We start from the raw sequence: 11,812 nt of genomic DNA on the forward strand, positions 1-11,812 counted from the left end.
CCGCCCCGAGGGGAGCGCACCGTGTCCGAAGTCGCAGCCGTGCTCGATGATCTGCGCAGGGAGAGCGAGGAACTCGATCTGCTGGTCGCGGGGTTGAGTGCGTCGCAGTGGGCGGGGGAGACGCCCGCCGAGGGGTGGACGATCGCCCATCAGGTGGCGCACCTGAGCTGGACGGACGAGGTCGCGCTGATGGCGGTCACCGATCCGGACGGGTTCGGGGGCGAGGTCGAGAAGGCGCTGGCGGATCCGGAGGGGTTCGTGGACCGGGCCGCCGAGGAGGTGCGCGCGGCGTACGCGCCGGAGGCGTTGCTCGTGCGCTGGCGGGAGGGGCGCGAGCGCCTGCAGGAGGTGTTGCGGGCGGCGCCGGAGGGGACGCGGTTCCCCTGGTACGGCCCGCCGATGAGCGTGGCGTCGATGGCGACCGGGCGGCTCATGGAGACCTGGGCCCACGGCCAGGACATCGCCGACGCGCTCGGCGTCACCCGCGCCCCCACCCCCCGGCTCCGGCATGTCGCGCGCATCGGGGTCCGGGCCCGCGACTACGCCTTCTTCGTCCACGGGAAGCCCGCCCCCGCCGAGCCGTTCCGGGTCGAACTGACCGCTCCCGACGGTGCGTTGATCGCCTTCGGTCCCGAGGAGGCCGCCCAGCGCGTGACCGGGCCGCTCCACGACTTCTGCCTGCTCGTCACCCAGCGCGCCCACCGCGACGACCTCGCCGTCCGCGCCGAAGGGGCCGACGCCGACGCCTGGCTCGACATCGCCCAGTCCTTCGCGGGACCGGCCGGAGCGGGGCGTGCCCCCGAAACGGGTCGCGCGCCCGGGAGCGGACGGTGAGCGGGGACGGGCCGGCGGCGGCCGGGGCGGACGGCGGACCCGGCGCACCGGCCCCGCCGCCTCCCGTGTCCCCACCGCCCCGGACGCCCCCGCCCCTGCGGATCGGCAACGCCTCCGGGTTCTACGGCGACCGCTTCGACGCCCTGCGCGAGATGCTCACCGGGGGTCCGCTCGACGTGGTGACCGGTGACTACCTGGCCGAGCTGACCATGCTCATCCTCGGGCGCAGCCGGCTGAAGGACCCCGCGCGCGGGTACGCCACCACCTTTCTGCGGCAGTTGGAGGAGGGGCTGGGGCTCGCCCGGGAGCGGGGGGTGCGGATCGTCGCGAACGCGGGCGGGCTCAATCCGGCCGGACTGGCGGACGCGGTACGGGAGTTGGCCGAGAAGGTCGGGGTTTCCGTGCGCGTCGCGCATGTCGAGGGCGACGCGATGCCCGTGCCCGACGGGTTCCTCACCGCCAACGCGTACCTCGGGGGCGGGGGCATCGCCGCCTGTCTGCGGGCCGGGGCCGAGGTCGTCGTCACCGGGCGGGTCACCGACGCGGCCCTCGTCACCGGGCCGGCCGCCGCCCACTTCGGCTGGGGATCCGAGGACCACGACGCGCTCGCCGGAGCCGTCGTCGCCGGGCACGTCCTGGAATGCGGGACACAGGCCACCGGGGGCAACTACGCCTTCTTCGGCGACCACGACGTGCGCCGCCCCGGCTTCCCCGTCGCCGAGATCCACGCGGACGGCAGCGCGGTCGTCACCAAGCACGACGGGACCGGGGGCGTCGTCGACGTCGGTACGGTCACCGCCCAGCTCCTGTACGAGACCGGAGGCGCCCGGTACGCGGGACCCGACGTGACCGCCCGGCTCGACACCGTACGACTGACGCGGGAGGGGCCCGACCGGGTCAGGATCTCCGGAGTGCGCGGCGAGGCGCCGCCGCCGACGCTCAAGGCCGGGCTCACCCGGCTCGGCGGCTGGCGCAACGAGGTCGTCTTCGTCCTCACCGGACTCGGTATCGAGGCCAAGGCGCGGCTGGTGAAGGAGCAGTTCGCGGACGCCTTCGCCCGCGCCGGGCGGCGGCCCGGGGAGGTGCGGTGGGAGCTGGCCCGTACCGACCGGGCCGACGCCGCCACCGAGGAGACCGCCAGCGCCCTGCTCCGGCTCGTCGTCCGCGACCGGGACCCGGACGCCGTGGGCCGTACCGTCTCCGGAGCCGCGATCGAGCTCGCTCTCGGCAGCTACCCCGGCTTCCACGTCACCGCCCCGCCCGGAAAGGGCGCGCCCTACGGGGTGTTCGAGGCCCGGTACGTACCGGCGGAGGAGGTGGAGCACGTCGCCGTGCTGCCCGACGGGTCCCGGATGGTGATCGAACCTCCGCTACGGACGCGGGAGTTGACCGACGTCGAAGAGCCGCCCCTGCCCGCGCCGCCCGCCCCCGGGCCCACCCGCCGCGCCCCCCTCGGGGCCGTCGCCGGGGCCCGCAGCGGGGACAAGGGCGGGGACGCCAACGTCGGGGTCTGGGCCCGCGACGCGGCGGCCTGGCCGTGGCTGGCGCACACGCTGTCCGTCGAGCGCTTCCGCGCCCTGCTGCCGGAGACCGCCGGGCTGACCGTCGTCCGCCACGTCCTGCCGAACCTGCGCGCGCTGAACTTCACCGTCCACGGGCTCCTCGGCGAGGGCGTCGCCGCCCAGCACCGCTTCGACCCGCAGGCCAAGGCCGTGGGGGAGTGGCTGCGCGCCCGCCGACTGGAGATACCCGTGACCCTGCTGGAGCCGGAGGACCCGCCGGACGGCGCCGCACCCGCCGCACCGGACGGCCCGGCCGGCGTCGCACCCGCCGCACCGGACGGCTCCGCACCCGCCACGCCGGCCGGCCCGGCCGACACCGCACCGGAGGACCCCGCATGACCGTCCTGCCCACCGGGCTCGACACCACGAGCCCCGACTACGCGGCGAACCGGGCCGCGATGCTCGACAAGCTCGCCGAGCTGGACGCCGCGCACGCCAAGGCGCTGGAGGGCGGCGGCGAGAAGTACACCGAACGCCACCGGAAACGCGGCAAGCTGCTGGCCCGCGAACGCATCGAGCTGCTGGTCGACCGCGACACCCCGTTCCTGGAGCTGTCACCGCTCGCCGCCTGGGGCAGCGACTATGCGGTGGGCGCCTCGCTGGTCACCGGGATCGGCGTGGTGGAGGGCGTGGAGTGCCTGATCACGGCCAACGACCCCACCGTACGCGGCGGGGCCTCCAACCCCTGGACGCTGAAGAAGGCCCTGCGCGCCAACGAGATCGCCTTCGCCAACCGGCTGCCCGTCATCAGCCTGGTCGAGTCCGGCGGCGCCGACCTCCCCTCCCAGAAGGAGATCTTCATCCCCGGCGGGGCGCTCTTCCGCGATCTGACCCGGCTCTCCGCCGCCGGCATCCCCACCGTGGCCGTCGTCTTCGGCAACTCCACCGCCGGAGGCGCGTACGTCCCCGGGATGTCCGACCACACCGTCATGATCAAGGAGCGCTCCAAGGTCTTCCTCGGCGGACCGCCCCTGGTCAAGATGGCCACGGGCGAGGAGAGCGACGACGAATCCCTCGGCGGCGCCGGCATGCACGCCCGCACCTCCGGCCTCGCCGACCACTTCGCCGTGAACGAGCAGGACGCGCTGCGCCAGGCCCGTCGGATCGTCGCCCGTCTCAACCACCGCAAGGCGCACCCCGATCCGGGCCCCGCCGCACCGCCGAAGTACGACGAGGACGAGCTGATCGGCATCGTGCCCGGCGACCTGAAGATCCCCTTCGACCCGCGCGAGGTCATCGCCCGGCTCGTGGACGGCTCGGACTTCGACGCGTTCAAACCGCTGTACGGGACGAGCCTGGTCACCGGCTGGGCACGGCTGCACGGCTACCCCGTCGGCATCCTCGCCAACGCCCAGGGCGTGCTGTTCAGCGAGGAGTCGCAGAAGGCCGCGCAGTTCATCCAGCTCGCCAACCAGCGCGACATCCCGCTGCTCTTCCTCCACAACACCACCGGCTACATGGTCGGCAAGGAGTACGAGCAGGGCGGCATCATCAAGCACGGCGCGATGATGATCAACGCGGTGTCGAACTCGAAGGTCCCGCACCTCTCGGTCCTCATGGGCGCCTCCTACGGCGCCGGTCACTACGGCATGTGCGGCCGGGCGTACGATCCGCGCTTCCTGTTCGCCTGGCCCGGCAGCAAGTCCGCCGTCATGGGCCCGCAGCAGCTCGCCGGGGTCCTCTCGCTGGTCGCCCGCGCCTCCGCCGCCGCGAAGGGGCGGCCGTACGACGACGACGCGGACTCGGCGCTCCGCGCCATGGTCGAGCAGCAGATCGAGTCCGAGTCGCTGCCGATGTTCCTGTCCGGGCGGCTGTACGACGACGGGGTCATCGACCCCCGCGACACCCGGACCGTCCTCGGGATGTGCCTGTCCGCCATCCACACCGCACCGGTCGAAGGCGCCCGCGGCGGCTTCGGCGTCTTCCGGATGTGAGCTGAGATGACCACCAGTTTCTCCAATATCACCAGTTCCTCCAGCATCACCACTTCCTCCAGCATCACCTGTCTTCTGGTCGCCAACCGGGGCGAGATCGCCGTCCGGATCTTCCGCACCTGCCGGGACCTCGGCATCGCCACCGTCGCGGTGTACTCCGACGCGGACGCCGGGGCCCTGCACGTCCGCGAGGCCGACACCGCCGTGCGTCTGCCGGGCGCCGCCCCCGCCGACACCTATCTGCGCGGGGACCTCGTGGTGGCCGCCGCGCTGGCCGCCGGGGCCGACGCCGTCCACCCGGGCTACGGCTTCCTCTCCGAGAACGCCGCGTTCGCCGCCGCCGTCCAGGACGCCGGGCTCCGCTGGATCGGCCCGCCGCCCAAGGCCATCGAACTCATGGCGTCCAAGACCCGGGCCAAGGAGCTGATGGCCGCCGCCGGGGTCCCGCTCCTCGCCCCCGTCGACCCGGCCGCCGCCACCGACGCCGATCTGCCGCTGCTGCTGAAGGCGGCGGCCGGGGGCGGCGGGCGCGGGATGCGGATCGTACGGGACGCGGCGGAGCTGGAAGGGGAACTGACCGCCGCACGGGCCGAGGCACTGTCCGCGTTCGGGGACGACGAGGTGTTCGCCGAGCCGTACGTCGAGCGTGGCCGGCACGTCGAGGTCCAGATCATGGCCGACGCCCATGACACCGTCTGGGCGCTCGGCACCCGCGACTGCTCCCTCCAGCGCCGCCACCAGAAGGTCATCGAGGAGGCCCCGGCCCCCGGACTCGACGACGCCCTGCGCGCACGGCTCCACGAGGCGGCGACGGCCGCCGCGCGGGCCGTCGACTACCGGGGCGCCGGCACGGTCGAGTTCCTGGTGACGGCCGACGGCCGGCCGTACTTCCTGGAGATGAACACCCGCCTCCAGGTCGAGCACCCCGTCACCGAAGCCGTGTTCGGCGTCGATCTGGTCGCCCTGCAACTGCGGATCGCGGAGGGCGGCCCGCTGCCCGCCCCCGTACCCCCGGAGCCCTCCGGGCACGCCGTCGAGGCCCGGCTCTACGCCGAGGACCCGTCCCGAGACTGGCAGCCACAGACCGGAGCACTGCTCTCGCTCGATCTGCCGCAGATCCCCGGGCTCCGTCTGGACACCGGATACACCGGGGGTGACACCATCGGCGTCCATTACGACCCGATGCTCGCCAAGGTCGTCGCCCACGCCCCGACCCGCCCCGAGGCCGTACGTCTGCTCGCCCGCGCCCTGGAACGCGCCCGCATCCACGGCCCGGTCACCAACCGCACGCTGCTGGTCCGCTCCCTGCGCCACCCGGACTTCGCCGACGCCCGCCTGGACACCGGCTTCTACGACCGCCATCTGCCCGCCCTGACCCAGGAGGACGACGAATCCGGCGCCCGTCTCGCCGCCACCGCCGCCGCCCTCGCTGCCGCCGCCCGCACCGCGTCCACCGGAGGCGTGAGCCGCTTCGGCGGCTGGCGGAACGTGCCGGCCCGGCCGCAGCGGCGCACCTACCGGAGCGAGCCGGACGGCCGGGAGTACGCCGTCGCGTACCGCAGCACCCGCACGGGCCCCACCCTCGCCGCCGACGGCGCACCCCGCGTCGTGGCCGCCTCCCCGCACCGCGTCACCCTCGAAACCGGGGGCGTCACCCGCCACTTCGACATCACGGCGTACGGCGACGGGGACCACGGGGACACCGCGTCCGGCGACCGGGTGTACGTGGACACCGCGTCCGGTGCGTACGCCTTCACCGCCCTGCCCCGCTTCACCGACCCGGCCGAGCGCACCGAACCCGGTTCGCTGCTGGCCCCGATGCCCGGCACCGTCGTCCGCCTCGCGGAGGGACTGGCCCCCGGCGCGCCCGTCACCGCCGGGCAGCCGCTGATCTGGCTGGAGGCGATGAAGATGGAGCACCGCATCCTCGCGCCCGCCGCCGGCACCCTCACCGCCCTGCACGCGGCACCCGGCCTCCAGGTGGAGGTGGGCGCGCTGCTCGCCGTCGTCACCGACGTAGAGGCGGAACCGCACGCAATGAGCATCGCCGCCGACGCAGGGGCGGAGCCGCACGCATGAGCACCGCCGCTCTCGACGTACAGGCGGAACCGCACGCAATGAGCACCGCCCTCGACGCACAGGAGGAACCGCAGCCATGAGCACCGTCCTCGAAACCGAAGAGCACCAGGACCTGCGCGCGGCCGTCGCCGCCCTGGGGAAGCGCTACGGGCGCGACTACATGACCGGCGTCGTCCGCGAGGAGGGACACCCCCGCGAACTGTGGGCCGAGGCCGCCAAGCTCGGCTACCTCGGCGTGAACCTCCCCGAGGAGTACGGCGGCGGGGGCGGCGGGATGGCGGAACTCTCCATCGTCCTGGAGGAACTGGGCGCGGCCGGCTCCCCCCTCCTGATGATGGTCGTCTCGCCCGCGATCTGCGGCACGGTCATCGCCCGCTTCGGCACCGAGGAGCAGAAGCGCCAGTGGCTGCCGGGCCTCGCCGACGGCAGCCTCACCATGGCCTTCGGCATCACGGAACCCGACGCCGGCTCCAACTCCCACCGGATCACCACCACCGCCCGCCGCGACGGGACGGACTGGGTCCTCACCGGCCGCAAGGTCTTCGTCTCCGGCGTCGACATCGCGGACGCCACCCTCATCGTCGGCCGCACCGAGGACGCCAGGACGGGCAAGCTCAAGGCGTGCCTCTTCATCGTCCCGCGCGAGTCGCCCGGATTCCAGCGCTCGCGGATCGACATGGAACTCCAGGCCCCGGAGAAGCAGTTCGAACTCGTCCTGGACGACGTGCGGCTGCCCGCCGACGCGCTGGTGGGCGACGAGGACGCGGGCCTCCTCCAGCTCTTCGCCGGGCTCAACCCCGAACGCATCATGACCGCCGCGTTCGGCATCGGCATGGGCCGGTACGCGCTCGGCCGCGCCGTCGAGTACGCGAAGACCCGGCAGGTGTGGAAGGAGCCCATCGGCGCCCACCAGGCCATCGCCCACCCCCTCGCCCAGGCCCACATAGAACTGCAACTGGCCCGGCTGATGATGCAGAAGGCCGCCCGCCTGTACGACGACGGCGACGACATCGGCGCGGGCGAGGCCGCCAATATGGCGAAGTACGCGGCGGGCGAGGCGTGCGTGAAGGCGGTGGACCAGGCCGTGCACACCCTCGGCGGCAACGGCCTCACCCGTGAGTACGGCCTCGCGTCCCTCATCACGGCGGCGCGGGTGGCCCGGATCGCCCCCGTCAGCCGGGAGATGATCCTCAACTACGTGTCCCACCAGTCCCTGGGGCTCCCCAAGTCGTACTGACGGCTCCCGGCTCGTACGCGCGGCTCCTGGGGGCCCGGAACCCGCCGGCACGGGCATCACCGCGTCCCCGGAACCCGCCCGCCCGCGCATTTCGTCACCCCCGGGGTCTCCCCAAGGCGCACCGGCGGACGCCATCCTGTCCCTTCACACCGTGCGGGGACGCCCCGGCACGGCGGCAGCGCACGCCCACCTCCCACGCGTCGTACGGGACCGGCCGGCCCACCCCCGCCCGGCCGGGACCCGCTCATCCGCACCGAAGGGACCCATCGCATGGCGCACGTGTTCCGGAGCGAGTACCCCGACGTCCAGCCCCTCGACACCGCGATCCACGAAGCGGTCCTCGGCCACGCGGCCGAGGAGTTCGGCGACACGGTCGCCCTGATCGACGGGACGGACGACACCCGGCGCCTCACGTACAAGCAGCTGGACGGCTTCCACCGCAGGATCGCCGCCGGCTTCGCCGCCGCCGGACTGGTGAAGGGCGACGTCCTGGCCCTGCACAGCCCCAACACGATCGCCTACCCGGCGGTGTTCTTCGCGGCGACCCGGGCCGGTGCCACGGTCACCACGGTCCATCCGCTGGCGACGGCGGAGGAGTTCGCGAAGCAGCTCCGGGACTCCTCCGCGCGCTGGATCGTGACCGTGTCCCCGCTCCTGGCCACCGCCCGCCGCGCCGCCGAACTCGTCGGTGGCATCCGGGAGATCTTCGTCTGCGACCAGGCGGAGGGCCACGCCTCCGTTCTCGACATGCTCATCGGGGACGCCCCCGAGCCGATGGTCGCCATCGACCCCGCCGAGGACGTCGCGGCCCTCCCGTACTCCTCGGGCACGACCGGCACCCCCAAGGGCGTGATGCTCACCCACCGGTCCATGGCCACGAATCTGGAACAGCTGACCCCGTTCATCCCCCTGGGCACGGGCCACCGCATCCTGGCGGTTCTGCCCTTTTTTCACATATATGGGCTGACGGCCCTGATGAACGCCCCCTTGCGTACGGGCGCGACGGTCGTCGTCCTGCCCCGCTTCGACCTCGGGCAGTTCCTCGCCGCGATCGAGCACCACCGCATCAACGGCCTGTACGTGGCGCCGCCGATCGTGCTGGCCCTCGCCAAGCACCCGGTGGTCGACCGCTACGACCTCTCCTCCCTGGAGTACATCGTCAGCGCCGCCGCCCCCCTGGACGCGGACCTCGCCACCGCCTGCTCCCGCCGCCTGGGCCTCCCGCCCGTCCGCCAGGCCTACGGCATGACCGAACTGTCCCCCGGCACCCACGTCGTCCCTCTGGCCGCCGAGAACCCGCCCCCCGGCGCCGTCGGCACCCTTCTCCCCTCCACGGAGATGCGCATCGTCTCCCTCGACACCCCCGACCAGGACGCCGCCCCCGGCACCCCCGGCGAAATCCTCATCCGGGGCCCCCAGGTCATGAAGGGCTACCTCGGCCGCCCCGACGCCACCGCCGCCATGATCGACCCCGACGGCTGGCTCCACACCGGCGACATCGGCCGCGTCGACGAGGACGGCTGGCTCTTCGTCGTCGACCGCGTCAAGGAACTCATCAAATACAAGGGCTACCAGGTCGCCCCCGCCGAACTCGAAGCCCTCCTCCTCTCCCACGACGACGTTGTTGACGCCGCCGTCATCGGCGTCAACGACACGGAGGGCAACGAGATCCCGAAGGCGTACGTGGTCCCGGCCCCCGACACCGCCCTCACCGAGGAGACCCTGACGGCCTGGGTCGCCGAACGCGTCGCTCCGTACAAGAAGATCCGCGCCGTCGAGTTCATCGAGGCCGTGCCGCGCGCGGTCTCGGGGAAGATCCTGCGGAGGGAGCTGCGGGAGCGGGAGCCGGGGCGGGGCTGAGAGCCCCTATTGGGCCGGCTGGGTGGCGCGTGCGGCGCGGCGGGGTCCCGTCCGGTTCCTCCGGGGGTCCGCTCGGGTGCCGTACGTGCCGCCCGGTCCGGCGGCGGGGAGGCTCAGTCGCGTACGTCGACGCGGACAAGGATGTCCCCCCGACCGCCTTCGCGGAGGTGCGTGGCTCCCAGCCCCTTGTACCGGATGACGGCCCGGTCGTGGATGCCCGGCGGAATGCGAAGGGTCCGCTTGCCGTCGAGAGTGTCAAGATCCCGCGTCCCCCCGGATTCCGCCATGGCGTGGGAGATGGCGACCGAGCAGCGCAGGTCGTCGCCGTCGCGTTCGAAGACCGGGTGCTTCAGCTCCACGATCTCGGCGTAGAGGTCGCCCGCAGGCCCACCGCACGTGCCGGCCTCCGCCTCGCCCGCGAACCGGATGCGTGTTCCGTGGTCGACCCCGGCCGGGATCTTCACGGTAAGGGTGCGGGTGAAGGGCGCGCGGCCCTGACCTTCGCACTTGGGGCAGCAGGCGCCGACGAGACCCCGCCCCCGGCAGGTGCGGCAGGTCTTCACCTGCCCCGCCCGCTTGCCGTCTTCGCAGTCCTGGCACCGCGTGGGGGTGGAGCCCCAGCCGGAGCCCGCGCACAGCGCGCACACCGCGGCCGTTTCGATGGTGAGGTCCTTCTGCGTGCCGAGCCCGGTCTCCTCCAGCGAGCACGCCAGCCGGACCTTGGCGTCCTGGCCGCGTTGGGGGCGCGCATAGGGCCGTACCGGGTTTTCCGGGGCGGAGCCCGCGCCGCCCGGCGGGCTCCCGGGGGCGGCCGGGTCCGGAAGCGGGCCGGGGTCGGGCGGGTCCGGAAGCGGGCCGAGGGCGGGCGCCGCGACCCGGGCGATCGTCACCTGGTATTCCTGGTCCAGCCAGATGCGGGGGTGCTGCCGTGCCCCGGAGCGGAGCAGCGACTCGTAGACGTACTCGTGGAGTTCGGTCACCGTGATGCGGCCGTCGCCGTTCAGGTCGGCGTCGCCCGTGCGCAGGCCCTCGATCAGCGCACCCGTGAACCGGGAGGGCTGTGGGGACACGGACTCGACGTGATGTCCCTCCCAGGCGTACTCGGTGCGGTTGGTGGCGGTCAGGACGGCCCGTCCGTGGCCGGCGAGTTCGTCGTTGACGTGGACGTGGCGATCGCCCTTCGCCCCGGGCAGGAACGCCCCGCTGTAACAGCAGTCCAGGATGACGACGATCGTGCGGGCCCGGCAGCGGTCCATGCGGTCCCGGAGGAACGCGGCCGGAACGGCGGTGGAGGCGAGCAGATCGGGGTCCGTGTCGCGGGCCGCGAAGTAGAGGTGGCCGTCGTCGTCCTTGATGCCGTGGCACGACACGTGCAGGAGCAGCAGATCGCTGAGGCTGCGGTTCCGGAAGAAGCGCTCGATGGCGCGCATCGCCTGATGGGCGGGGGCGTCCTTCACCTGCTCGGTGCGGAACGCGCCGATCGCCGGATCGGCGAGCACGTCCGCCAGGACCGCGCAGTCCTGCCCCGGGGAACGCAGCGTGCGCAGCGTACCGTCGTCGTAGGTGCCCGTTGCGATGAGGAGAGCGTCCCTGAGGCCCGTGCCCCAGGGAGAGCCGCTCATGACGAGCCCGCCCCCGGAAGCGGCGCGGCGGTGGGCGGCGCCTCACCGTCCGCCCCGGGCGTGATGGCCGCCGCCCCCGGCGGGGTGGTCCCCGCCCCCGGCGGGATGGCCGCCGTCACGGGCTCGGTGGCCGCCGTCCCGGGCGGGACGGCCGCCGTGGCGGGTGCGGTGCTCGACCCGGCCGCCGGCCCGGCCTCCGCTCCGGCCAGGAACGCCTCCACCAGACGCTGCTGCTGCTCCGGCGAGGCATGGCCCAGCTCCAGCACCCGCCCGTCCGCCTCGATCTTCACGGTGCGGACGGGGCGGCTGCGCATCCAGGTCTCCACCAGGCCCAGTACGGGCGGCAGCAGGGTCGGCGCGAGACTGACCACGAGGGCGCCGACCGCGATCAGCTCACCGGACTTGGCGCCCTGCGGCGCCGACAGCCCGGACCGCTCGTGCCGGACGTCCTCGACGTCGAGTTCGAGGAGACGCCTCCTCAACTGCCCGGTCAGAAAGGCGAGTTCGTCCGCGTCCGCGTCGCGACCGCCGGTCACCACCACACGCACCCGGCCCGTTGGCTCCACAAGTCCCCCCGTTCGTCCGCGACGACAAGTCTAGACGCCGAACCGTGCCCGCCCCGCTGAAACGGCATCGCGCCGAACGGGCCCGGGGCGGGGAACCGGCGGTGCACCCGGGCACGTT

The 11,812-nt window shown here is 73.6% G+C and carries 8 protein-coding genes; 6 read left to right on the plus strand and 2 right to left on the minus strand.

The window, feature by feature from the left end; all coding sequences use genetic code 11:
* Positions 1–21: 21 nt before the first annotated feature.
* The 6 genes from ACWCXC_RS00715 to ACWCXC_RS00740 all read left to right on the plus strand — a co-directional run bounded on the left by ACWCXC_RS00715 (position 22) and on the right by ACWCXC_RS00740 (position 9,506).
* A complete protein-coding gene (locus ACWCXC_RS00715) occupies positions 22–834 on the plus strand; it encodes a TIGR03084 family metal-binding protein (RefSeq protein WP_450885750.1) in 813 nt (270 codons plus the stop codon).
* A gap of 65 nt (positions 835–899) precedes the next feature.
* Complete coding sequence (locus ACWCXC_RS00720) at positions 900–2,735, plus strand: acyclic terpene utilization AtuA family protein (RefSeq protein ID WP_450886375.1); 1,836 nt, start codon at positions 900–902, stop codon at positions 2,733–2,735.
* The gene (locus tag ACWCXC_RS00725; RefSeq protein ID WP_450885752.1) at positions 2,732–4,330 is read left to right on the plus strand and encodes an acyl-CoA carboxylase subunit beta; all 1,599 of its coding nucleotides are present in this window, start codon (positions 2,732–2,734) and stop codon (positions 4,328–4,330) included. The genes ACWCXC_RS00720 and ACWCXC_RS00725 overlap by 4 nt, the downstream gene beginning before the upstream one ends.
* A 6-nt stretch (positions 4,331–4,336) precedes the next feature.
* On the plus strand, positions 4,337–6,409 hold the full coding sequence (locus tag ACWCXC_RS00730) for an ATP-binding protein (RefSeq protein WP_450885754.1): 2,073 nt from the start codon (positions 4,337–4,339) through the stop codon (positions 6,407–6,409).
* 76 nt (positions 6,410–6,485) lie between these two features.
* Positions 6,486–7,646 (plus strand): acyl-CoA dehydrogenase family protein, encoded by a 1,161-nt coding sequence (locus ACWCXC_RS00735; protein WP_450885756.1) that lies wholly within the window; start codon positions 6,486–6,488, stop codon positions 7,644–7,646.
* A gap of 270 nt (positions 7,647–7,916) precedes the next feature.
* Positions 7,917–9,506 carry a 4-coumarate--CoA ligase family protein gene (locus ACWCXC_RS00740; protein ID WP_450885758.1) on the plus strand — a complete coding sequence of 530 codons (1,590 nt, stop codon included), beginning with the start codon at positions 7,917–7,919 and terminating at the stop codon, positions 9,504–9,506.
* A 113-nt stretch (positions 9,507–9,619) separates the two neighbouring features.
* Here the strand turns inward: ACWCXC_RS00740 and ACWCXC_RS00745 are convergent, their stop codons facing one another.
* Entirely contained in the window at positions 9,620–11,128 is a 1,509-nt protein-coding gene (locus tag ACWCXC_RS00745; protein WP_450885760.1) for a caspase, EACC1-associated type, read from the minus strand.
* Positions 11,125–11,667, minus strand: coding sequence for a hypothetical protein (locus tag ACWCXC_RS00750; RefSeq protein WP_450885762.1), 543 nt, complete (start codon positions 11,665–11,667; stop codon positions 11,125–11,127). The genes ACWCXC_RS00745 and ACWCXC_RS00750 overlap by 4 nt, the downstream gene beginning before the upstream one ends.
* Positions 11,668–11,812: the final 145 nt, after the last annotated feature.

The sequence above is a fragment of the Streptomyces sp. NPDC001515 genome (assembly GCF_053597115.1).

Excerpts from the sequence above, each read along its gene's own strand:
- ACWCXC_RS00730 (WP_450885754.1), top strand. The coding sequence starts at position 4,337 with ATGACCACCAGTTTCTCCAATATCACCAGTTCCTCCAGCATCACCACT.
- ACWCXC_RS00745 (WP_450885760.1), bottom strand. The coding sequence starts at position 11,128 with ATGAGCGGCTCTCCCTGGGGCACGGGCCTCAGGGACGCTCTCCTCATC.
- ACWCXC_RS00725 (WP_450885752.1), top strand. The coding sequence starts at position 2,732 with ATGACCGTCCTGCCCACCGGGCTCGACACCACGAGCCCCGACTACGCG.
- ACWCXC_RS00740 (WP_450885758.1), top strand. The coding sequence starts at position 7,917 with ATGGCGCACGTGTTCCGGAGCGAGTACCCCGACGTCCAGCCCCTCGAC.
- ACWCXC_RS00735 (WP_450885756.1), top strand. The coding sequence starts at position 6,486 with ATGAGCACCGTCCTCGAAACCGAAGAGCACCAGGACCTGCGCGCGGCC.